At 60.3% G+C, this 23397-nt stretch carries 12 protein-coding genes and 2 tRNA genes; 10 read left to right on the top strand and 4 right to left on the bottom strand.

Annotated features, from left to right (window positions below):
• Positions 1–57: 57 nt before the first annotated feature.
• Complete coding sequence (locus ACVWY8_RS09560) at positions 58–1056, bottom strand: ribose-phosphate pyrophosphokinase (RefSeq protein ID WP_011433256.1); 999 nt, start codon at positions 1054–1056, stop codon at positions 58–60.
• A gap of 133 nt (positions 1057–1189) precedes the next feature.
• On the opposite strand from ACVWY8_RS09560, the gene ACVWY8_RS09555 reads away from it, so the two are divergent.
• From ACVWY8_RS09555 to ACVWY8_RS09535, 5 genes are all read left to right on the top strand, one after another.
• A complete protein-coding gene (locus ACVWY8_RS09555; RefSeq protein ID WP_457394355.1) occupies positions 1190–2704 on the top strand; it encodes an ABC transporter ATP-binding protein in 1515 nt (504 codons plus the stop codon).
• A 154-nt stretch (positions 2705–2858) separates the two neighbouring features.
• On the top strand, positions 2859–7553 hold the full coding sequence (locus ACVWY8_RS09550; RefSeq protein ID WP_457394358.1) for an NINE protein: 4695 nt from the start codon (positions 2859–2861) through the stop codon (positions 7551–7553).
• 90 nt (positions 7554–7643) lie between these two features.
• A complete protein-coding gene (gene rodA / locus ACVWY8_RS09545) occupies positions 7644–8954 on the top strand; it encodes a rod shape-determining protein RodA (RefSeq protein ID WP_457394361.1) in 1311 nt (436 codons plus the stop codon).
• Positions 8955–9074: 120 nt separating this feature from the next.
• Entirely contained in the window at positions 9075–10280 is a 1206-nt protein-coding gene (locus ACVWY8_RS09540; protein WP_457394364.1) for a cysteine desulfurase family protein, read from the top strand.
• A 68-nt stretch (positions 10281–10348) separates the two neighbouring features.
• Positions 10349–10948: a CPP1-like family protein gene (locus tag ACVWY8_RS09535; RefSeq protein ID WP_011433251.1), complete on the top strand. Its 600-nt coding sequence runs from the start codon at positions 10349–10351 to the stop codon at positions 10946–10948.
• Between the two features lie 38 nt (positions 10949–10986).
• On the opposite strand, the gene ACVWY8_RS09530 is transcribed toward ACVWY8_RS09535, so the two are convergent.
• The 3 genes from ACVWY8_RS09530 to lysA all read right to left on the bottom strand — a co-directional run bounded on the left by ACVWY8_RS09530 (position 10987) and on the right by lysA (position 14261).
• Positions 10987–11733: an isoprenyl transferase gene (locus ACVWY8_RS09530; RefSeq protein WP_011433250.1), complete on the bottom strand. Its 747-nt coding sequence runs from the start codon at positions 11731–11733 to the stop codon at positions 10987–10989.
• A gap of 6 nt (positions 11734–11739) precedes the next feature.
• Positions 11740–12663: a diadenylate cyclase CdaA gene (gene cdaA, locus ACVWY8_RS09525; protein ID WP_414423620.1), complete on the bottom strand. Its 924-nt coding sequence runs from the start codon at positions 12661–12663 to the stop codon at positions 11740–11742.
• Between the two features lie 218 nt (positions 12664–12881).
• Positions 12882–14261 (bottom strand): diaminopimelate decarboxylase, encoded by a 1380-nt coding sequence (lysA, locus tag ACVWY8_RS09520; RefSeq protein ID WP_011433248.1) that lies wholly within the window; start codon positions 14259–14261, stop codon positions 12882–12884.
• Between the two features lie 221 nt (positions 14262–14482).
• Here lysA and ACVWY8_RS09515 point away from each other — a divergent pair.
• From ACVWY8_RS09515 to ACVWY8_RS09495, 5 genes are all read left to right on the top strand, one after another.
• Positions 14483–14568: transfer RNA gene (locus ACVWY8_RS09515), tRNA-Tyr, on the top strand.
• 8 nt (positions 14569–14576) lie between these two features.
• A tRNA-Thr gene (locus tag ACVWY8_RS09510) sits at positions 14577–14648 on the top strand.
• Between the two features lie 134 nt (positions 14649–14782).
• On the top strand, positions 14783–17572 hold the full coding sequence (locus ACVWY8_RS09505; protein ID WP_457394440.1) for a cation-translocating P-type ATPase: 2790 nt from the start codon (positions 14783–14785) through the stop codon (positions 17570–17572).
• A 241-nt stretch (positions 17573–17813) separates the two neighbouring features.
• The gene (locus ACVWY8_RS09500; RefSeq protein WP_457394367.1) at positions 17814–22106 is read left to right on the top strand and encodes a PAS domain S-box protein; all 4293 of its coding nucleotides are present in this window, start codon (positions 17814–17816) and stop codon (positions 22104–22106) included.
• Between the two features lie 34 nt (positions 22107–22140).
• Entirely contained in the window at positions 22141–23373 is a 1233-nt protein-coding gene (locus ACVWY8_RS09495) for a hybrid sensor histidine kinase/response regulator (RefSeq protein WP_457394370.1), read from the top strand.
• Positions 23374–23397: the final 24 nt, after the last annotated feature.

Below are 23397 nucleotides of genomic sequence, written 5' to 3'. Positions count from 1 at the left end.
AGGAGCAGGCGCACCCATTCTGCACCCACTCTACTCTAGCGATACTCTGGAGAAACTTTAGTGAAACATGCTGCTGACGGAGCTATCTTCATGGATGCGCCAGATCGCTTCCCCCAGCACATTAGCTACCGAGAGAACGGTTAACTCGGGAAAGTGCTGCTCTGGAGGGATAGGGATGGTGTTGGTGACGATCACCTCTTCAAATAGACCACCCCGCAGGCGTTGAATGGCCGGCTCAGAAAAAACAGGATGAATGGCGCAGGCATAAACCGCTTTGGCTCCCAGCTTGCGCAGCAATTTTGCCCCTTCCGAGATGGTGCCTGCGGTATCGATCATGTCATCCACAAGGATGGCAGTTTTCCCCCGCACATCCCCAATCAGATTCATGACTTCCACATCGTTGTGGGCTTGGCGGCGCTTGTCAATGATTGCCAGAGGGGCTTCCTTGAGTTTTTTGGCAAAGGCACGGGCACGAGCCACACCCCCCACATCGGGAGAGACGACCACAATGTCTTCGTCGAGCAAGCCCTTTTCCTTGAGGTAAGCCTGTAATACCGGCTGGGCGTAGACATGGTCGAGGGGAATGTCGAAGTAGCCTTGAATCTGAGCCGAGTGCAGATCCATGGCCAGCACGCGATGGGCCCCTGCCTGGGTGATCATGTTGGCCACCAGCTTGGCGGTGATCGCTTCTCGTCCTGCCGTTTTGCGGTCGGCACGAGCGTAGCCGTAGTAAGGCAAGACGGCGGTGATCTGCCGGGCAGAGGCACGGCGACAGGCATCGATGATCACCAGCAGTTCCATCAGGTGGTCGTTGACGGGGCGGCAGGTGGGCTGCACCAAGTAGACATCGGCACCCCGGATCGACTCCTGAATTTGGATGTACAGCTCGCCATCGGCAAAGCGCTTGCGCAACATCGGGCCCAGATCCATGCCCAGGTAACGCGCTACCTCCTGAGCCAGAGCCGGGTTGGCGCTGCCTGAGAAGATTTTGAGGCGGTTGCTATCCGAGATAGGTGGCAGGGGAGAAGGGCGAAGAAGGGGTGCAGGGCGAACCACAGATCGATGCTGAACTCGTCCGTAGCCAACGCCTGACGGCGAGCTGCCGCTATCGTAGCACTGGCGCTTGCAACCTCAGCAAGTGTATTCTTCCGGATTTTGAGTTTGGGGGGAGCAAGTTACCATAGTCAAGATGAAGGTCGAGCTGCTGCACATCCACAAGCGTTTTGGGGCGGTACAGGCGAACCGCAATGTGTCCTTGCGGGTGGAGGCGGGCACAATCCACGGCCTGCTTGGGGAGAATGGGGCCGGCAAAAGTACCTTAGTTAAGATCCTGAGCGGCTCTCTGCGCTGTGATAAGGGGGAGATTTGGATCGATGGGCGACCGGTTCGCATCAACAGCCCTGCAGCGGCCATTCGTCTGGGCATTGGCATGTTGCACCAGGATCCCTTGGATTTTCCTTCTCTGACGGTGCTGGAAAACTTTATTGCCGGGCAGCGGGGGCGCTTGGGTTTGGGGCTGCGAGAAAGCCGGAAACGTCTTGAGAAAGCCTGTGAAGAGTTTGGTTTCAACCTCAACCCCGATGGAGCCATCGGCAGCTTGACGGTGGGGGAACGGCAACAACTGGAAATGCTGCGGTTGCTTTCCCTGGGGATCAACACCTTGATTTTGGATGAGCCGACGACGGGCATTTCTGCAGCGCAAAAAGATCTTTTGTTCGCGGCTCTGAGAAGGCTGGCGGGGCAGGGCAAATCGGTGATCTTCGTCTCCCACAAGCTGGCCGATGTGGAATGCCTTTGCGATCGGGTGACGGTGATGCGGCAGGGGGAGGTGGTAGGGGAGCTGCCTGTTAGGGGTGAAGACATTGCCCTGTTGGAACAGCAGTTGATCGATTGGATGTTCGGGCGGGAGTTGGCACCCCCGGCTCGGCCCCATTCTCCGCAAAGGAGGGCGGATCCCCTGTTGGAGTTGCGCTCTCTGGTGGTGCGGCATGAGCCGTTTGCCTTGGCTTTGCCAGATCTGGCGGTGCAGCCGGGGGAAGTGATTGGGTTGGCCGGTTTGGAAGGCAGTGGGCAACGCTCTTTCCTTCTCACCTGTGCAGGGTTGTTGCCGCCCAGGCGGGGCCAGATCTTGTTGAGGGGGCAGGAGATGACAGGCCGTCCTTACGGCGACTACCTGCGCTGTGGGGTGGGGTTTTCTCCGGCGGATCGGCTGCGGGAAGGGCTGATCCCCGGCTTAACCTTGCAGGAGCATTTTGCCCTCCAGCAGCAGGATCCCTGGATCAACTGGGCTCTGGCCCGTCAACAGGCCCAAGCGGCCATTGAACACTTCAGCATTCGCGGTCACCCCTACAGCCGGGTGGAGCAACTCTCGGGGGGCAACCAACAGCGCAGTCAGTTGGCTCTCTTGCCCACACCCCTGAGTCTTTTGCTGATGGAGCACCCAACGCGAGGGTTGGACATTGAGTCGGCGCTGTGGGTCTGGGGGCAATTGCTGGAACGCACCCAAGCGGGTACGGCTATTCTTTTTGCCTCGGCGGATTTGGACGAGATCCTGCAGTACAGCAACCGGGTGATGGTGTTCAGCGGCGGACAGGTCTCGGAGCCCATTCCGGCGGCGGAGCTCACCGTTTCGCGGCTGGGGCAGATGATGACACTCCCCGTCACCAACAGCAGCGAGATTCCAGGGATCCCGACTGAGGTTTAGAGGGCTAATCGAAGCCCTCTAGCGGTCGCGTCAGCGGTGCGTAGCTCTTTCGCTTTGCCGCAGCAGGAGAAGGATTTGAGAACGGCATGGCAACCGGCTAGAGCAAGGCTTAGAGTAGCAGTAGCCCCAAGCCTTTTGCTCAAGGAATCTGGCCATGGGATCCCAGGATCACCTCTTGCCTCCAGGAGCAGAGGAGCTGCAATCTGACCGCTCGCCCTCCTCGGAGCAAGTCCTTTTGGAGCTCACCGTTCGGGGATCCCGGCAGCAAGTCTTGCAGGGTTTGCGGGCCTGGCTGGAGCTGAGCTTGCTGACTCCAGAGCACTTTCGCTTGCTGGTGGAGCAGTATCGGCTAGAGGGGGAGGAACCAAGGTCAGCGGCAGTTTCCCCCAGCGACGAGATCCCGGCTCGTCTTGGCTCGGCCTACGTGCTCTGGATTTTGGGTTTGTTTGGCATCTGTGGCCTGCACCGTTTTTATCTGGGCCGCTGGCGGACGGGTTTGCTCTGGCTGTTGACCTTTGGGCTGCTGGGGATCGGTCAGCTCCTGGATTTGATTTGGATCCCAGGGATGGTGCGAGAAAGAAATGCTCGCCTGGCCGGATCTGGGGTTGAGGAACCTGCGGTCGAGGGGGGAGAAGAGCCCCAAGCTGCCCCTCAACCTGTTCGCGCCAGCGGTGCGGAGCACTATCGCGCTACTCGGACGGAGTCCTTGCCCCCCCCTACCCCGGCGCTGGCTGTTTTGCTGCGGAACTTGCTGTCAGAGCTGAGCGTGGCTTGGCTGTTGCTGCTGGGCCTGTTTTTGGTGGTGGTGTCCTCGGGGGTGCTGGCGGCCAGCCACTGGGAGCAATTTTCTCCAACTGCTCAGTATGGGGTGCTCTTGGCCTATACGGCCGCTTTTGGGGTAGGTGCTGGATGGATCCAACGGCAGGAAGGGCTGCGTCTAACCGGTCAAACCTTGGAGGCTATTGCCCTGCTGCTGGTGCCGGTGAACATGTGGGCCCTGGATGGGCTGGGGATCCTTTGGGGGATCCGCATCCTGGCGCTGGGCTTGCTGCTGGGGATCCCGTTGACGGCTGAGGGTCGGGTGCGCTCGCTGGGTTCAGGTGCCGGCTTTCGCGACAGCGGTGTGGAGCCCAATGCCTTTTACGGAACCTTGGTGAACTTTTTGGCCCTCTCTGGCTTGCACGCTTTCTGGAGCTTGGGGCCGCAGGAGCTTCGCCCTGCTTTTGTCCTGGGGATCCTGTATCTGGGGATCCTCAGCACCGTGATTTACACCTGGAGCCGCCGGTCTCGGGAATTACGGGGCTCCAAGATCTGGCTAATCGGGGCTGCCGGATCCCTGTTAATCCTACGGGGGCTGCTGTCTGGGCATGTCCAAGTGCCGCAGTTGGGGTTGGCGGTGGCCCTGTTGGGTTGGCTAGCAGCGGAATGGCCCCAGGGATCCCCGCACATCGTAGCAGAAGGCGCTCAGGAGGGGATGCTCTCCCGCTGGTGGGAGGGGAGCTGGGTGCTGTTGGTGGTGGGCTGGCTGCTGGCTGCCATTGGCTTGGCGGAGAGCCCTTTCAGCGGCTGGCAGTTGCTGGGGATTAGCCTGCTGGGGATCCATGTCTTAATCGGGCGCTTGCGCCGACACACCCAGTCGCCCCAGCGGGACGAAGTCCTTAGGGTGCATTTGACGTTGCTGTTCTTGCTGGGCCTGGAAACTTGCTGGGCTTTTTGGCAGGTGTGGCCAGCAAGCTGGCGGCAAGAGGTTGTGGCTACAGTAACCAACTGGTTTCAGCCCCTTGATTCCCCCTGGGGATTGCTGGGGTTGGTGCTACTGCCCTACGAGGTGCTGTGGTTGGGGTTGGCGGCCCGCTGGCAGAGGAGCACTCCAGAAGCCGGTGAGACAGGCTTTTCTAGGCTGGTAGAACCGACAGAGTGCTTGGTGCTGGGGTTGGGCGGATCCCTGCTGCTTTTGAGCCTTCCCCATCCGGCCATTCGCTTCTGGCATTTGCTTTTGAGTACTGGCATCCTGACCTGGTGGCTGCGGCAGAAGTCCAAGAGAGCTGAGCTCCTCGATCCCCGCTGGGTATTTCTCACCCATGCCTACGGAGTGGGGGCGCTGCTGGCCGGGATCCGCTGGCTTTTGCCCGACTTGTTCGCGCCAGCGGTGCGGAGCACTAGCCTGTCCAGTTGGGGAGTGGTTCTGCTGCTGGTGGGCCTATTGCAATGGGCAGGGCGGGTAGCTCTGGGTGGGTCAGAGCGCTTTTTTTGGGGAGTGCCTGCGGAGCTGTGGCAGCGAAGTGCAGATGGCATAGGGCTGGTGCTGGTGGGATCCAGCTACTTGGCGTTTTTGCTGCAACGGCTCCCCGAGTTGTCTGCGACGGGTGAACAATCCTTTGGCTGGCTGTGGCTGCTGGTGCCTCTTGTTTTGACGGCAGCTCAGGTATTGGCCCTGCCCCCCCTGGAGTTCATGCCCCGCTGGCTGCAGATCCCAGAGCAAGGGGAGGTGGGATCCCTTTCCTGGCGGCAGGGGATCCCGGAGCGCGGGTCTTTGCGTTTCCCGGCAGTTCTCTCCCTTTTGCTGGCCCAGTTACTCACCTTTGGAAGGCCGGGGGTTGAGTTTCTGGGTCTGGGCTTGGGGTTGCTGCTGATGGCCACTCAGGTGTGGGTGTGGGCCTCTTTCCCCTCCGCCGACCATGAGCTCCACACCGCCAACGCAGTTGTTCCAGCAGAGGTGCTGTTGACAGTGACGTTTGGCTGGGGGTTCGGTCTGGTGGGAATCCATCGGCTGTTCCCCGCTTTAACGGAGTCAGAATGGCTGACGGCCTTGGGGGTGCTGCTGTTGTTCGCGACAGCGGTGCGGAGCACTAGCGGCTGTCGCTACAGCCTAGGGACTCCGTTCCACTACCTCTCTCCCCGCCTTCGGGCAGCTTACCGACCGGTGCTGGATGGCTTTGGCTTTCTGCTGGGGATCGTACTTTTACTTTCCCTAACGTTGCAGACATTGCAGCCAGAAGCAGGTCGCATCGGTGGTGGAAAGTACCTGGATTCCCCAGTGGCTCTGACCCTGGCCTCTGGGACTGTCCTGGTGGCCATTGTTTTGCGGCTTTGGGTGGAAGTGGCTCCCGCTTTTTATCGCGACGGCGGTGTCCATCCTGCTGGCTTGGAGAGCGAAAGCCCGTCTCCTTCCAGGGCGGAGGATGTCTCAACTGGCGGCAGCGGTCAGGAGGCTTCGTCGGCCATCTCATGGTCTGTAATGGAGGGGCTGTCCTATGGGCTGATCTGGGCTTTGGAGCTGTTGGTGGCCAGCAGCCTCTTGTGGGTGGTACAGGGATCCCGTCCTGTTGCCCCTCTGCTTGCCGTCATCAATCTGAGCCTGGGGATCCTCTTTTGGATTGGGCCGGAAAAACTCTTGCTTGAGGGGGCCGCTCGCGCTGGCGGGACAAAGTCTTTGGGGGGGCAGCTCCTGCAACAGGTCAGGGCCCTGAGCTTCTGGCGGACGGGGCCTTTGATCTATGCAGGGTTGGGCTGGCTGGGATCCCATGCCCAGTGGAGTGAGGTAACGGGCTTGGGCAGCTTAGGTCTCTCCATCGTGTTGCTGGGCCTGGGGCGTCGACAGGCGGTCCAACGGGCGCAAGAGCAAGGCCGGGAAGACCTCCGTCCTGCCAACTGGAAAGGGCTCCTGGGCGCTTGGGGCGTGTCTGTGGCCGCCTACGAGAGCTGGGTTTACTTCCTCAGCCAGCGAACTGGGGGATCCCTGGCAAATGGGTTGGTGTTGATCGCTCTGTTAGGGCTGAGCTTGGCCTGGGGCTACGGCTTTTGTCCCCCTTGGCTGGCGGCGACCCTGCAGCTTAAAAGAGCTGGGTTGCGCTGGATGGCCTTGGCCAACTGGGCTCTGGCCAGCCTTGTCCTCTGGTCTGCCCTTTTCGATCCTCGCCTCAGCCGTTGGGGACAGCTCCTCTGGGTGCTGACGGGATCCGGCCTGGTGGCCTATGCCGCCGGACAGGCGAGAACCTCAACTCTAGAATCTCCAACAGAGCAAAATTGGGTGCCAACGGTCTGGGGTTACCTCAGTGCATGGCAAGGAGCTGGGGTTCTGCTGGGCGGTGTGTTCCTGGGGCTGCCGCAGCTATCCATAGCGCGATGGGCCGGATCCCTGCTCTGTGGGCTGGGGCTGGTTTACCATGGCTTGCCCTGGCGAGGGTGGGGCTGGCCGTCGGATCCCTGGCAGAATACAGCCTTGGTGCTGCCCCTGGCCGCTTTTCTGGTAACCGCGGGAGGAAATAACACCCTTAATCTGCTGCTGGGGGCAACCTACTATGCCCTGCTGGCTATCTGGAGATCCCAAGTGCGCCTGGGCTATGTCAGCCTGTTCTTGAGCAACTGGATCCTGTGGAGTTACGGCTGGCATCAGGATTGGGCTTCCCTGACGTTCTATGCCCTGCCCCTGGTGGGATCCCTGCTCTATGTGGCCCAGGTGGATCCGGGATTACAGGAAACCAACGGACGGCGGGGGCGGCATTGGCTGCGGCTGGTTTCCTTGGGCACATGGCTGCTGGTGGTGCTGGTGGAAACTCACGGGCAACGGTGGACGGGCTTTTGGCCGGTAGGGTTGGGTTTGGCCTTGGGTCTGCTGGGCTTGGCCTTGCGGGTAAGAGCCTATCTCTTCGTGGGCACGCTGGCCTTTGGGCTGGGGATCCTGCGGCAGGGATGGCTGTTGGTAACAACTGATGCGCTGCTGCTCTGGGCCACTGGGATCCTGCTGGGCCTGCTTCTGATTTGGACGGCAGCCAATCTTGAAGGGCGTCGAGAAGAGGTGGGATCCCGCCTCTCCGCTTGGCTAGGGCAACTGCAGAGCTGGGAATAGCTCCCCCCGTGGGAGAGGGGTCGAGAGTGAGCCAGTGGGGCAAGGGGCATGTCAAACTGGTGCTGGCCTTGCTTTGGAGGATGGGGTCTATTGCTGGGCAACGTTGACCCAAAGGTGTCTTCTCAGCCTAGGTGGAAAAAGCTTCTGCGGCAGATCTTGGCTCCTTGGCGCGAGTTCGATGGCATGTTGCTGGCCACGGTGCTGGCCTTGACAGGCATCGGCATTCTTGCCATCCGCAGCGCAGTCTGGGAGCGTCCCATCAGCCACTATTGGCTGCAGCAGTTGATCATGGCCGGGATCAGCCTGGTGTTTTTGGGAATGGTAGCCCGGATCCCGTATGAGCGGCTTTTGCGCTGGCACTGGTTCACCTACTTCCTGACCTTGGCAGGTTTAATTGCAGTGCTCTTTTTCGGCACGGCGGGGGGAGGGGCGGAGCGCTGGCTCTCCATCGCTGGCTTTCAGGTGCAGCCTTCTGAGTTTGCCAAGCTGGGGGTAATCATCACCCTAGCCGCTCTCCTGCACCACTGGCCGATCAAATACTTCAGCCAGATTTGGGTGGCCGTTGCCGTCATTGCTCCTCCCTGGATCTTGATTTTCCTGCAGCCCAACCTGGGCACTGCCCTGGTGTTTGTGGTGATTGTCCTGGTCATGCTCTACTGGGCCGGAGCCAAGGGCAGTTGGATCCTCTTGCTCCTGTCGCCGGGGGTGGGGGCCATTCTCTATGGCTTACACACTCGCCCAGAGCTGAGCTGGATGCTTTGGGTTTGGCTGCTCTGGTGTCTGGGAATGGCGGGGTTGGCTGCTTGGCGTCTCCCCTGGCAGTGGACGGGGGCCGTAACTTTTGGGGTAATCAACCTGCTCTCGGGGCAGTTGGGTCAGCTAGCTTGGCACCTTCTCAAGCCCTATCAGCGGCGGCGGCTGGAGATTTTTATCGATCCCATGCAAGAGCCCTGGGGAGCCGGCTATCACCTCATTCAATCCCGCATTGCCATCGGAGCCGGCGGCCTCTGGGGCCGCGGTATCCAGCAGGGCACCCAAACCCAGCTGGACTTCATCCCCGAACAGCACACGGATTTTATTTTCTCGGCCATTGGGGAAGAGATGGGTTTTATCGGCGCCCTGACGGTGCTGATCCTGTTTTGGATCCTGTGTGCGCGGCTGATCTGGATTGCCCAAGGGGCCAAGGACAATTTTGGATCCCTGATTGCCATTGGGGTGCTGGCGATGATCCTCTTTCAGGCGGTGGTGAACATCAGCATGACCATCGGCCTGGCCCCGATTACCGGCTTGCCTTTGCCTTTTCTAAGTTATGGCCGCTCGGCTCTACTGACCAATTTTCTGGCCATTGGCTTGGTGGAATCGGTGGTGATGCACCGCCAGCGTACTAGTCTTTTCAAGTAGGCAGGCTCAATTTGCCTCCAGCGGGTTTGGCCTCAACAAGGGGAAGCTGCTGCCAGCGTTGGGCAACACTGGCCAAGGATCTTAAGATAGGAACACGGAGCCCCGGCTGGTCGAGCTGGCATGTTGCGTTTGGATCCTGCCCTCTACTTTGACCACAGCGCCACCACTCCGCCTCGGCCTGAGGTGATCGAGGCCATGCAGATGGCGATGCAGGAAAGCTGGGGCAACCCCTCCAGCTTGCACGGGTGGGGAGAACGGGCCGCCATGGCCATGGAGCGGGCGCGGCAGCAGGTGGCCGAGCTGCTTAACTGTGAGCCGGAGGCGCTGCTGTTTACCTCAGGCGGGACGGAGTCCAACAACCTGGCCCTGTTTGGGGTGGCCCAGCGCTACTCTACTCCCCAACATCTCATCATCTCCAGCGTCGAGCACGCCTCGGTGGAGAATGCTGCCCGCCAGTTGCAGTCCCAAGGCTGGCAGGTCACCCGTCTGCTGGTGAACGCCGCCGGCCAGGTGGATCCCCAGACTTTGATCCAGGCGCTGCAACCCAATACCGTTTTGGTCTCCATCGTCCACGGCCAAAATGAGGTGGGATCCCTGCAACCCATTGCCGAGCTGGGCCACATCTGCCGCCAAGCTGGGGTACTGTTCCACAGCGATGCTGTGCAGACGGTGGGGCGGATCCCGTTGGATCTGACACAACTGCCGGTGGATCTGCTCTCCCTTTCCGGGCACAAGCTCTACGGGCCGCAGGGGGTGGGGGCGCTGTACGTGCGCCCAGGGGTGGAGCTGCGACCGCTGCTGCGGGGGGGTGGGCAAGAACGGCGGCTGCGGGCTGGCACCCAAGGGATCCCGGGCATTGTCGGCTTGGGAGTGGCGGCAGCTTTGGCGGCCCAAGAGCTATCTCAAGAAACGGCCCGCCTGCGGCAATTGCAACGGCATTTGGCCCAGTTGCTGGCGGAGGTGCCCGGTTTGCGGCTGACCGGCCCCGTCCGTTTGGAGCAGCGTCTGCCCCACCACCTCAGCTACTGCGCCGCAGGGATCCCGGGGAATGTGCTGGTCAGGGCCCTAAGCCGCCAGGGGATCGCCATTAGCGCCGGCTCCGCCTGTAGCAGCGGCCAACTGATCCCCAGCCGCATCCTCTTGGCCATGGGCCACTCAGAAGCCGAGGCGCTGGGATCCATTCGCCTTAGCCTTGGCAAAGCCACCACCTACGCTGCGGTTGAGTATGTGGCCCGATGTCTACAAACGGAGCTTGCCTCCATCTCCAAATCCGTAGCCTTGGGGAATGCGGCAACTCAATCCCCGTTGTCGATCCCCGTCACGTAGCCGGATCGAAGGTCGGGCAGGCTGGGTTAAGGTGATAAAGAGTTACAGGGCTGGTCGCTATGGCTGAGATGAGTCCGTATCAGGTGTTGGGAATTAGCGAAGAAGCCTCTTTTGAAGAGATTCAATCGGCGCGGGCTCGGCTCCTGGCCAGCTTGGGCGCCGATGAACAGCAGCAAGAGCGGGTGGAGCAAGCCTACGATGCCATCCTGATGCAGCGCCTGCGCCTGCGCAAAGAGGGCAAAATCGCCGTTCCCGATCGCATTCGCTACGCCGAACAACGGGCTGCCCATCCTGAGCCGGAGCTGAGTTTGCCTCGCCCTGCTGCCCAAAATCCCCCCTGGGTCAGCCGCTGGTTGGATACCCCCTCTACCGCCGATGCCCTCTGGCCTGCGGCGCTGCTGGGTGGGCTGGGGGGTTGGGTTATCCTGGCTCCCGATGAGTACCCCTCGCTGCAACTGGCCTTGGGGCTGATGGCTTGTATCTATTTCCTGTACCGCAAAGAGCGCCGCTTCATTCGCGCTTTTCTCTTGGCCCTGGCGGGCCTGAGCCTGGGGCTGATGTTGGCCTACGGCATTGCCCTTCCTCTCACCGGTGGCGATGCTCCTGGTGCGCTGTTGGTGGGGATCACGTTTACGGTGATGTGGTTGGTGACCAGCTTTCTGCGCTAGCTGCCGGTTGGCAACGGATATCCAACCAGGGATCATCCTCACCTGCCAAACCGCCGCTGCCGCGACTGATAGCTAAGCAAGGCTTGGTGAAAAGCGGCTCGGTCGAAATCCGGCCAGAGGATGGGGGTGAAATACTGCTCGGTGTAGGCCATCTGCCAGAGCAGGAAGTTGCTGATGCGCATCTCGCCGCTGGTACGGATCAGCAGATCAGGATCCGATAAGCCGGTGGTGTAGAGAAATTGGGAAAAGAGGGCCTCGTCAATCTGATCCGGCTGCAGCAGCCCCTGCTGCACCAAGGTGGCAATGGAGCGGCAGGCTTGTAGGATCTCCTGTCGTCCCCCGTAGTTGAGGGCCACCGTCAGGCAAATGCCCTTGTTGTGCTGGGTGCAGGCCACCGCATGCACGATGGTTTCCTGCAGAGAGTGGGGCAGAGCCGACAACTGGCCGGCAAACTGGATGCGCACCCCCTGCTGCACCATTTCCCCCAATTCCTGCCACAGCACCTGCTCGAACAAAGTCATGAGAAAATCCACCTCCTCGCGGGCCCGGCCCCAGTTCTCGGTGGAGAAGGCATAGGCGGTAAGGGCTGGGATCCCCCAGTCATCACAACAGCGCAGCAGCTCCTTCAGGGCCGCTACCCCTCGCTGATGCCCAACACTGCGGGGTAAGCCCCGTTTTTGCGCCCAACGCCCGTTGCCATCCATCACCACCGCCACATGGCGGGGCAACAACTGCGGATCTAGGTCGGCAGGCAACTGCAGAAGATGGGCAGGAGAAAGGGTCATGGAGATTCAGTCTTCGGGGAGGGTTTTCTCAGGTTTGCGAAAGAGTTTAGTCAGATCGGAGAGGGATCCCCACCAGCGCAGCGGCCCATTGCGAAACCAGGGGTGGGCCCACAATCCCTTTAGCGGAGCATCTCGTTTTTTGGCATCGCGGGGATTGCGCAACCGCTGTACCAGCAGTTCGTGTAACTTGGCACTGGTCAGAGGCCGCTCGATGCGCCCACCCTCCGCCAGGGAAATGGATCCCGTTTCTTCTGAGACCACAATACACAAGCAATTGGTCTGCTCTGTGATCCCCATCGCAGCGCGGTGCCGTGTGCCCAGCTGTCGAGAGGCGGCCCGCTCCGAAACCGGCAGGATGACCCCCGCTGCGCGAATGCGATTCCGATGGATGACCACAGCCCCATCATGCAACAAAGTTGAAGTCTGGAAAATGGTCTGCAAGATCTCCCGCGACACCCGCGCCTGGAGAGGTACTCCTTTGTCGGTAAATACCCGCGAGTCAATTGGTTGCTCCGGCTCGATCACAATCAGCGCTCCTGTGCGGTTTTGGGAAAGTTCTCGCACTGCTTGCACCAGTTCTTCCACCAAATCTTCCTCAGGATCCTCCTCGTCATCGCCTGCGTTGCTCGGCCACTCCATGCGGATGGCTCTTGCCAATTGCTCCAGCAGCCGCCGAAACTCCGGTTGAAAGAGCACGCCCATGGCTACAGCTGCGCCCAGGAGCAGGCGATCCAAGATCAGGTGAACCAAGGGGAGAGAGGCTGTGGCCAGGTACAGCACCAGCAGCACTATAAATCCCCTCACCAGCACCCCAGCACGACTTTCGCGGGTGTAGTAGAGAGCCAAAGCCAACAGAAAGACAGCCAGAGCCCAGTCCAAGAGGCTGAGAAAGTTAAACTGCTGTAGCCAAGCCCATAAGGCCGCCAGCATGGCGAAAAACCCCGTTCACGCTCCCCTCATTGCGGACCTTCTGCCTGGTGCCGTTCTGCACCTCAGAACCCCTGTTGGACTGCGGCCCCCAGACCAGCCTACCACTCACCTCCTGGCTGTCTTCCAGTCTTTCTCGCATGAGGTGCGTTGGCTGCGGTCGGCGCTGCCAGGAAAGGCTGTGCCTCTACTGACCAGATGGGTATGGGCAAACTTCCCCTTCAACGCAGCAACCGCTCTGGCAAGACATCTTGACGGATTAAGTCGGCATAAGTTTCTCGCCGCACAATCAACTGGGCCTCTCCCTCGTTGACCAGCACCGCGGCTGGCCGAGGGAAGCGATTGTAATTGGAAGCCATGCTGTAGTTGTAGGCCCCCGTCGCCAAAACTACCAACACTTCTCCTGCCATTGGGGCGGGCAGAAGCACATCCTTCAACAGCACATCCCCCGACTCGCAGTGCTTGCCGGCCACCGTTACCCGCTGCGTGGCCTCTGCCTCTGGTCGGTTGGCCAGAAGGGCGGTATAGCGGGCTTGATAGGTGATCGGGCGGGGGTTGTCGGACATACCACCGTCGATGGTGATGTAGGTGCGTCCCTGGGGCAGGTCATCGCTGGGAGGGATCCGCTTTTGCCCTCCCAGGGTGTAGGCGGTCACGGCAGCCGGCCCAATCACAGATCGTCCAGGCTCGCAGAGCACCTTGGGCAAAGGGATCCCGGACTGGGCAAAGGCTTGTTGCACCGCCGTTGCCACAGTTTCCACCCACTCCGGGATGGAGGGGGGATCATCGGATTCGATATAGCGGATCCCCAGGCCCCCACCCACATTCAGCTCTTGTAGGGGCAACCCTCTGCCCAGCCCTTGCCGCCAGATCTGGGCCAGCACCCCCGCCAGGTCGCGGTGGCCCTGTAGATCAAAAATCTGTGACCCAATGTGGGCATGGAGCCCAACGCACTGCAGTTGGGGATGGGCTGCCAAAAAGTCAAACACCTCCGGCAGTTGCCATTGGCCGATGCCGAATTTGCTGTCGGTTTGTCCGGTGCGGATGTACTCGTGGGTGTGGACGTCAATACCGGGGTTAACCCGCAGGAGCAGCCGCGCTGGCCGTGCGGGCGTGGTCAGGGCCGACACCTGCTGCAGTTCGTACAGGCTATCGACCACCAAAGTACAGCCCGTCTCCAGGGCCAAGTTCAGCTCGTCGAGAGACTTGGCGTTGCCGTGCAGATAGAGATCTTCACCTTTGGCCCCCGCCTGCAGGGCTGTGTACAGCTCCCCGCCGGAAGCCACATCCAACCCCAGCCCTTCTTGCAGCGCCAATGCACAGATGGCCAGGCAATTCCAGGCTTTCGTGGCGTACAAAACCCGGGATCCCCCGGCGTAGCAGCGGGCCCAGGTGTCACGGTAAAGCTGGCAGGCGCGGCGCAGCGTCCATTCGTCCAGGATGTAGAGAGGGGATCCAAACTGGCGCACCAGCTCCACCACGTCGCACCCCCCAATTTCCAAGTGCCCCCGGCTGTTGATACGGCTGGTCAAGGGGCGCAAAGACTGGTTGGGGGAAAGGGTCTGCTCTGGATGGGTGGGAGTGCCGAGGGTCGAAATCATGGTCAGGAGTCAGAAAACTGTCTTAAACGATATCAAGTTCCTTATTCAGTTTGTCTTGAAAAGTGCCCAGCCCTAACCCGATCCCTTTATACCCAGCTCTGGGGCTGCCTCGTTCCGCTTCGACTCTGACTCCTCGGTTTTGAGATGGCTGACAATTGGCACAGTGGGAGTGTGTCTGACTTACGCAACACCTTCTGCTATGATGAAAGACCGGTGTCAACGGGTCGATGCCCGAGGGGTTAAAGGGGGCGGACTGTAAATCCGCTGGCTTACGCCTACGTTGGTTCGAATCCAACTCGGCCCACCATCGGCTTTGCCCACGTGGCTCAGTGGTAGAGCACCCCCTTGGTAAGGGGGAGGTCACGAGTTCGATCCTCGTCGTGGGCTTGGCGCTCTGAAGATGATCCCAGCCGCTGGCGCCAGAAGAGCTATGGCCCGAACAACTGGGGAGATGACAAGAATCCTCCCCCTCGAGGGCGGGGAGTATGTCAAAATGCGGCAAGAACCCTCGAGTGGTCGCGATGATCCCACCGGATGGATCCTCCCTTTCCTCTGTCCCTGCTTGGCATAGCCTCACCCTTGCCGCCGCCATCCAGAAGTTGCAGACCGATCCCGATCGTGGCCTCACCACTCAGCAGGTGATCCAGAGGCAGCGGCAATATGGCCCCAATGAGCTGATCACCACTTCTGGCCGTAGCTCCTGGCAAGTCCTGCTGGATCAATTCCGCAACATCATGCTGCTGATGCTGATCGCCGTAGCGGCGATCTCAGCCACTTTGGACTTGCAAGAAGGCGAGTTTCCCAAAGATGCCCTGGCCATTTTGTTGATCGTTGGCCTTAACGGTGGCCTGGGCTATTTGCAAGAAAGTCGGGCGGAAAAAGCGCTGGCGGCCCTGAAAAAACTGGCCTCCCCTACTGTGCGGGTGGAGCGGGATGGCCTGTGGCAAGAAGTTCCAGCCAGCCAACTGGTGCCGGGGGATCGCGTGCTGCTGGAAGCCGGGGTACAGATCCCAGCCGATGGGCGCTTGGCCGAGGCCGTGAACCTGCAGGTGCGGGAAGCAGCTTTGACCGGAGAAGCCACCCCTGTAACCAAACAGGCAGATTGCGTACTCCCGCCGGACATCGAGCTGGGGGAACGGCGCAACATGGCCTTCATGGGCACCGAAGTGATTCAGGGGCGAGGGATCCTCTTGGTTACTGCCACCGGCATGAACACGGAGCTGGGCAAGGTGGCGAAGCTGCTACAAACGGTGGAAAACGAGCCCACTCCCCTGCAGCGGCGCATGAGCCAACTGGGCAATGTGCTGGTGTCGGGATCCCTGGCTTTGGTGGCCCTGGTGGTGGGGATAGGGCTGCTGCAAGCCGGGAGCATGGCCCCTTTCACCTCGCTTCTGGAAACCTCCTTGAGCATGGCCGTGGCCGTGGTACCAGAGGGGCTGCCCGCGGTTATCACTGTCACCCTGGCCATAGGCACCCAACGCATGGTGCGCCGCCATGCCCTGATCCGCCGCCTGCCGGCAGTAGAGACCCTGGGATCCGTGACCACCATCTGCTCCGACAAAACCGGCACCCTCACGGAAAACAAAATGGTGGTGACCGACATCATTACCCCCGACCGCCATTACCACGTCAGCGGCACCGGTTACATTCCCAAGGGATCCTTCTACTGCGGCGGCCAGCCCATAGATCCCGGGAGCGCCCCGGATCTGCAGGCCATCTTGCGGGCCGTGGTGTTCTGCAACGATGCCCTGTTGCAGGCCAGCCTCCAACCCGTTGCCGGTCGCAACCCTCGGTCTGCAGTTTCTTCCCCCCCTTCAACGCCCACCTGGTCCATCCTGGGGGATCCGACCGAAGCAGCCCTGCTGGTGGCAGCCGCCAAAGCCAACCTCCACAAAGGCTCTTTACAGGAGCGCTACCCACGGGTGCAGGAGCTCCCCTTCAGCTCGGAACGAAAACGCATGAGCGTGGTGATCCAAGAAAACGGCGGCTACTGCGTCTACACCAAGGGATCCCCAGAGCTGGTGCTGGAGCGGTGTGATCGTATCCAGAAAGGGGGCACTTGGCAGGAGCTGTCGGAAACCGATCGCCAGGCCATCCTCGGCACCAATAACCGCCTGGCCGCCCAAGGTATCCGGGTTCTGGGGGTAGCCACCCAGAGGCTAGAGCGGATCCCGGACAACGGGGAAGAGGTGGAGCACAACCTGGTTTGGCTGGGCCTGATGGGGATGCACGATGCTCCGCGACCAGAGGCACGAGAGGCCGTGGCCCGCTGCCGAGAAGCTGGGATCCGCACCCTGATGATTACCGGCGATCATCAGCTCACGGCTGTGGCCATTGCCCGGGAGTTGGGCATTCTCGAGTCGGAGGATCAGGCGATTGACGGGCGTACCCTCTCCCGCTTGAGTTTCGAGGAGCTGCTGCAAACGGTACAAACCGTCAGGGTCTATGCCCGCGTCGCCCCCGAACACAAGCTGCGCATTGTGCAAGCCCTGCAAAAGCAAAACGAGTTCGTGGCCATGACCGGGGATGGGGTCAACGACGCCCCTGCCCTGCGCCAAGCGGATATTGGCATCGCCATGGGCATCACGGGCACCGATGTGAGCAAAGAGGCCAGCGATATGGTGCTGCTGGACGACAACTTCGCCACCATCGTGGCAGCCATTGAAGAAGGGCGAGTGGTCTACAGCAACATCCGCCGCTTTGTGAAGTACATTTTGGGCAGCAACATCGGTGAGGTGCTGACAGTGGCTGCTGCCCCCATCCTGGGCTTGGGGGATGTGCCGCTGACACCCCTACAGATCTTGTGGATGAACTTGGTGACCGATGGCCTGCCCGCTCTGGCCTTGGCTTTGGAACCGGCGGAGCCAGGGGTGATGCAGCGCCCCCCCTTCAACCCCAAAGAGAGCATCTTCGCCCAGGGGCTGGGAGCCTACATGGTGCGCATCGGCGTGGTTTTTGCCATCTCCACAATCCTCATGATGGCCATTGTGGAAGCCTACATCCCCCACTGGCGCACAATGGTCTTCACCACCCTGTGTATCGCCCAGATGGGCCATGCGCTGGCCGTGCGCTCCAACGAGAAGCTCACCATCGAGACCAACCCTTTCTCCAACCCCTACCTGCTGGGCGCGGTCCTGACCACTCTGCTCTTGCAATTGGCTCTGCTCTATGTGCCTTTCTTGCGCAGCTTCTTTGGCACAGAGGAGCTAACCCGCACTGAACTTTTGATCTGCTTGGGCTTTAGCACCGTGGTTATGGTCTGGGTGGAGTTGGAAAAACTCTATTGCCGCTGGCGCAAGGGATCCCGCTGAATCTTCACAATTATTTTTCACAATAAAGCATCTTCACAATAAAGAGTCTCTCTCCCTACTGCACCCAGAAACAAAGCTTTGAGCCAAGACTCATTTCCCCAAAAAGCCACTCTTGAGGAATCCTGCCCATTGCATAGAGGCCATTTCCGCAAGTTAGCTGAGCTTTCCCTTTTGACCTCCAAGATAAGCTGGAAAGACTTGCTGGGATACTGTGGAAAGGGGGCAGGAATCTCTGGGTTCTATGCACAGAGAGCTATGGGCGGTAGGGAAAACGGTGGGCCTGGTGGATCCCTCTGGCCTTGCCTTTTGGCTGCTGGGATCCCTCCTTCTGGCTCTTCTGCTGCTCGGCCTGCAGCAGCTTTCTGTCTTGCGGAGGATCCTGAGATTTCCTTTCCAACTTCTTAGGGGCACCCCCAGCCCAGAGGCTCGTTTTCGGGCAGCCTTGGAAGCCAGCTTGGATGCTATTTACCTGCTGGAGGCGGTGCGGGATCCCGTTACCCGCGAGATCCGCGACTTTGTCTTTGTGGATGTCAACGCCAAGGGGGAAGAGCTCATTTCCCTCCAGCGCCGGCAGATCATCGGCCAGCGGCTGTGCGAGCTGCTGCCCATCAACCGCTGGGGGGGCTTTTTTGAGAAATACAAGCGAGTGGTGGAAACCGGCATTCCTCTGGAAGAGGAGTTCCCCATTTCGGGGCAGCCGGGCTTGAAGGCCAGTTGGATCCATCACCAAGTGGTGCCGGTGGGCGATGGGATCCTCATCACCAGCCGCGACATCAGCGAGCGGGTCAAGATGGAGCGGGCTCTACAGGAAAGCGAGTCTCGCTACCGCGCCCTCTACGAGGCCATTCCCGACTTGATTTTTGAGCTCAGCGCCGAGGGAGTCATTCTTCATTGCAAGCCTTCCCCTTACGTTCCCACCCGACATCCGCCTGAGTTTTACGTGGGTTGCCGCGCCCAAGACGTGTTTACTGGCTCGCTGAAAGAGCAGTATCCATCTCTGGCGGAGGGGGCCTTGGTCAGCCAGACGCCGCAGTACTTAGAGTACGAAGTTGAGATTGAGCCGGGGATCCGCTGCTATCGGAGAGCCTGCGTTGTCGCTCACGGGAGAGACAAAGTTTACATCCTGGTGCGAGATATCACCGAGCGGAAACAGGCAGAGTTGGCCCTTAGAGAAATGGAAGCCACCCAGCGGGCCATTCTCCAAGCCATCCCCGACCTCATCCTTCGCCTGAATAGCCAGGGCATCTGCCTGAGCTTTATTTCCGGAGGCGATATCCATCTCTACACTCCAGCCGAGCAGCACTTGGGCCGATCCCCCCGGGAAATTCTGCCGCTGGAGCTGGCAGAGCAGCGGCTTTTCTATGTTCAGCAAGCCCTGGCCACCCAAACCCAACAGCGCTACGAGTACAGCATTGAAGTTCAAGGGGAGGTACGCTACGAAGAGGCCCGCATTGTCCCTCTCAACAGCCAGGAAGTCCTGGCAATCGTGCGGGATATTACAGAAGCCAAGCAGGCAGAGCTGGCCTTGAAAGCCGCTGAACAGGTGCAGCGAGCCATTCTAGAAGCCATTCCCGACTTGATCTTCCGCCTGGATAGCCAGGGCATTTGCTTGAGCTTTGTCTGGGGGGGCGAGGTTGTTCCCTATAGCTCACCCGACACCTACGTGGGCCGATCCCTGCAGGAGCTTTTGCCACCGGAGTTGGCCGAGCGGCGGCTTTTCTTTGTTCAGCAGGCTATAGCTACCCAGACGCGGCAGCGCTACGACCAAAGCATCGAGATTCAAGGAGAGACCCGCCACGAAGAGGTGCGCATTGTGCCCCTCAACCCCCAAGAGGTGGTGGTGATCGTCCGCGATGTAACCGACAGGGTGCGATCCCAGCAGGCCGTCCAGGAAAGCGAGCAGAAGTTCCGGGCGCTGTTTGAGAATGCCGCTGTGGCCATCCTCATCCGCCATGCCGAGACCGGCGAGATCCTGGAGGCCAACTCCCAAGCCATTTCGGCCTATGGCTTCTCCAGCCTGGAGGAGCTGCGAGCCTTCGACACTTTGGAGCAGTCTCCCTATCGCCAGGCTCTTCGGGGCGGGGAGTTCTCGCTGCAGTCCTACTTGGAGCAAGCCCGCCAGCAGGGATCCGCCCGCTTTGAGTGGCAATGGCAGCGGCAGGATGGCCGAGTTGTCTGGGAAGACGTGTTTGTGCAGCCCCTTGTCTTGCGCGGGATCCCGTGTTGGGTGTTTACCGCGGTGGACATCACTGCCCGCAAGTCGGCAGAAGCGGAGCTGGAGCAGTTTTTCTCGGTAGCTCTGGATTTGCTTTGCATTGCCGATGCCCAAGGGTACCTTCGCCGTCTTAACCGAGCCTGGGAGACCACCCTGGGCTATTCCCTGCAGGAGCTCCAGAGCCGACCGTTTTTGGAGTGGGTTCATCCGGAAGATGTCCCCGCCACGCAGGCGGCCATGCAGCAGCTTATCGAAGAGAAACGGCTGGATCACTTTGTCAACCGCTACCGCACCCAGGACGGCAGCTATCGTTTCATCGAGTGGCGAGCCTCTTTGGCCGGATCCCTGTTCTACGCCGCCGGACGGGATATCACCGTAGCCAAGCTGGCAGAAGAGCAGATGAAAGCAGCCAAGGAAGCTGCCGAAGCCGCCAGCCGGGCCAAGAGCGAGTTCCTGGCCACCATCAGCCACGAGATCCGCACCCCCATCAACGCCATTTTGGGGATGACCAGTCTACTCCTGGACACCTCCTTGGATCCGCAGCAGCAGGATTGGGTACAGACCATCCGCTATGGAGGCGAGGTGCTGCTGAACCTAATCAACGACATCCTCGATTTCTCCAAGATCGAGTCCCAAAAACTGGAACTGGAGGAAATACCCTTTTCCTTGCCGCAGTTGGTGGAAGAGCTGCTGGATTTGATGGCCGCCCAAGCCCAGAGCAAGGATCTGGAACTGGTGGCCTGGGTGGATCCCAACCTGCCGCCAACCTTGATAGGGGATCCCAACCGGCTGCGCCAAATCCTGGCCAATCTGCTCAGCAACGCCATCAAGTTCACCCCCCAGGGAGAGGTAGTGGTGACGGTCGAGGCCGGGGAGAGGGATCCTGAAAAGCAATGGGTCAACGTTCAGGTGCGGGATACAGGCATTGGCATTCCCCCCGAAAAATTGGATCGCCTCTTCAAGCCCTTCAGCCAGGTGGATAGCTCCATCAGCCGCCAGTTTGGGGGCACCGGCCTGGGCTTGGCCATCAGCCAGCGTCTCTGCCAGCTCATGGGGGGAGCAATCGGGGTGGAAAGTCAGCCGGGCCAGGGATCCACTTTTCGCTTTCGCATCCCCCTAAAGAGGCCAGACCAGGAGCTGTTGCCAACCGCCGCACCGGATCCGTGCTTGGCCGGCAAGCGGGTTTTGCTGGTGGAAGACAACGCCAGTCAACGGCAGTTGCTATCCCGACTGCTGAGCGCTTGGGGCATGGAGGTAACCTGTTGTGCCTTGGCGGCAGAAGCCCAGGCTGCAGTTAGAACTCGTCCTTTTGACCTGGCCCTTCTGGATGCCACCCTGCCAGACCGGGATGGCTTGACCCTGGCGGCTGACCTGCAGACAGCGCAACCCCGCCTGTTGCCCATAGTGCTGACGGGGCGCAACTTCATCTCCACAGCAGACCCTCTCCCCACTTTGGCCAAGCCGGTCAAAGCCTCCCAACTGCGGAAGCTGCTGCTGGAGCTGGTGGGAGAAAAAGCTCCTTCTTCCTTATCTTCCTCTCCCGCCGCTCCTCCCTCCATTTGGGACGCGACCCTGGCCAGCCGCTACCCGCTTCAGATCCTGGTGGCAGAGGATAACCCGGTTAACCAGAAGGTGATTCGCCTCATGCTGGAGCGATTGGGCTACCGGCCCGATATTGTCGGCAACGGCCTAGAAGCCGTCCAAGCTCTGCGCCTGCGACCCTACGATCTGGTGTTGATGGATATGCAAATGCCGGAGCTGGATGGTCTTGCGGCCACCCGTCGCATCCGCGCTGAACTGCCTCCTGAGCGCCAGCCTCGCATTGTTGTCCTCACGGCCAATGTGTTTTCGGAAGGCCGTGCTGCTGCCCAAGCTGCTGGGGTAGATGGCTATCTAACCAAACCCTTGGAGCCGGCTACCCTAGTCCGGGTTCTTCAGGGATCCCTTCCCCTTCCCATCCCGGCCAGCCAAGAAGAGGATCCGCCCCTCGACCCCGTTATCCTCGCCCAGATGCGGGCAGTCTTCAGCTCTCCAGAAGCCTGGCAGGAGATGATCCAAACCTACCGGCAGGACAGCGAAGCTCTATTGGGATCCCTGCGGCAGGCCCTAGAGCAGCGGGATCCCCAAGCCATTGCTCGGTTGGCCCACCGCCTCAAAGGCGGCAGCAGCACCCTAGGCGCCAAACGTCTGGCCGAGCTGTGTCAGCAGTTGGAAAAGCTGGTTCATGCCGAGCCAGCCAGTTCTGTAAAATGGGATACTATAGAGCAAGCCCTGCAGAAGCTGGAGGTGGCATATCGGCAAGTTATCCTCAGTCTCTGAGTGCAGAGCCTTTCTCCCTCTCCTCTCGATGCCTATGCTGAAGCCCAATCCCCACCCTCCGGCCAGCTCGCCGGCGGTTCCTGAGGCCCAGGCGGGATCCCCCTCTCCTGAAAAGAAGCCGTTGTTGTTGATCGCGGAGGATGAGCCCAGCCAGCGAATCTTGGTTCGCTACGCCCTTGAGCGAGAAGGCTACCAAGTCCTGGAAGCCAGCAGCGGCGAAGTCTGTCTGCAGCTAGCCGCTCAACACCCAGTGGATATGGTCTTGCTGGATGCGGTCATGCCGGATGTGGATGGGTTTGAGTGCTGTCGCCGCCTCCATGCTCAAAACTCGGATCTGCCCATTCTCATCGTCACGGCGCTGGAAGATGAGTCCTGCGTGGATGAAGCCTTTGCTGCCGGGGCCAGCGATTACATTTCCAAACCCATTCGTTGGGCGGTTTTGAAGCGGCGTATCCGTCACCTGATCCAGGCCAGCCAAGCCCAACGCCACCTGCGGGAACTCAACCAAGCCCTAGAAGCCAAAGTGCAGGAACGTACCGCCCAGTTGGCCTGCCAGGTACAGGACTTGCAGCAGCTCAGCCGCCTTAAGGATAGCTTTCTGGCCAGCGTTTCCCACGAGCTGCGCACTCCCCTCACCAAGATCAAGTTGGCCCTGGAACTGTTGGGCCGCACTCCTCTCAACGAGAAGCAGTGCCAATACCACCGCATTGCCCTGGAAGAATGTCAGGCTGAAATTGAGCTGATCAACAAGTTGCTGGATCTGCAGGGCCTGGAAGCCAAGGAGTTGGGCTCTGCGGCTGCCACCATCGATCTCCACAGCCTTTGCACAAGCCTGCTCGACGGGGTGCGAGAACGGGCTCAAGCCCGGCAACTGAAGCTGGAGATGGCAGAGCTGACCTCATTCCCGGCAGTGCTCTACAGCTACCCGCAGCGGCTAACCCTGATCCTGAAGGAACTGCTGGAAAATGCCTGCAAGTTTACCCAGCCGGGCGGAACCCTCCGCTTGGAGGTGCAAGCCTTTCCCGGTGGGGTTGAGCTAAGGATTGGCAACACCGCCCAAATCGAGCCTGACCACCTGCCCCACCTTTTCGAGCGCTTTTACCGTGTGCCTTCTGAGGATCCCTGGGCGCAACCGGGCAGCGGCCTTGGACTGGCCTTGGTGAAGCAGTGGGTGGAGTATCTGCAGGGCCAAATCCGGGTCACCAGCCAGAAGGGATGGACTTGGTTTGTCCTTTGGCTGCCCAGCCTAGAGCCCTCCAACCGTTGACGCCCAAAGGCGGGTGGGAGGCAG

The sequence above is a fragment of the Thermostichus sp. OS-CIW-32 genome, from assembly GCF_054060415.1.
Note: the sequence above shows the minus strand (reverse complement) of the source record. Positions and strands in the feature narration are given on the sequence as shown.

Excerpts from the sequence above, each read along its gene's own strand:
- ACVWY8_RS09500 (WP_457394367.1), top strand. The coding sequence starts at position 17,814 with ATGCACAGAGAGCTATGGGCGGTAGGGAAAACGGTGGGCCTGGTGGAT.
- ACVWY8_RS09555 (WP_457394355.1), top strand. The coding sequence starts at position 1,190 with ATGAAGGTCGAGCTGCTGCACATCCACAAGCGTTTTGGGGCGGTACAG.
- ACVWY8_RS09495 (WP_457394370.1), top strand. The coding sequence starts at position 22,141 with ATGCTGAAGCCCAATCCCCACCCTCCGGCCAGCTCGCCGGCGGTTCCT.
- ACVWY8_RS09540 (WP_457394364.1), top strand. The coding sequence starts at position 9,075 with ATGTTGCGTTTGGATCCTGCCCTCTACTTTGACCACAGCGCCACCACT.
- ACVWY8_RS09535 (WP_011433251.1), top strand. The coding sequence starts at position 10,349 with ATGAGTCCGTATCAGGTGTTGGGAATTAGCGAAGAAGCCTCTTTTGAA.
- ACVWY8_RS09550 (WP_457394358.1), top strand. The coding sequence starts at position 2,859 with ATGGGATCCCAGGATCACCTCTTGCCTCCAGGAGCAGAGGAGCTGCAA.
- lysA (WP_011433248.1), bottom strand. The coding sequence starts at position 14,261 with ATGATTTCGACCCTCGGCACTCCCACCCATCCAGAGCAGACCCTTTCC.
- ACVWY8_RS09530 (WP_011433250.1), bottom strand. The coding sequence starts at position 11,733 with ATGACCCTTTCTCCTGCCCATCTTCTGCAGTTGCCTGCCGACCTAGAT.
- cdaA (WP_414423620.1), bottom strand. The coding sequence starts at position 12,663 with ATGCTGGCGGCCTTATGGGCTTGGCTACAGCAGTTTAACTTTCTCAGC.
- ACVWY8_RS09505 (WP_457394440.1), top strand. The coding sequence starts at position 14,783 with ATGATCCCACCGGATGGATCCTCCCTTTCCTCTGTCCCTGCTTGGCAT.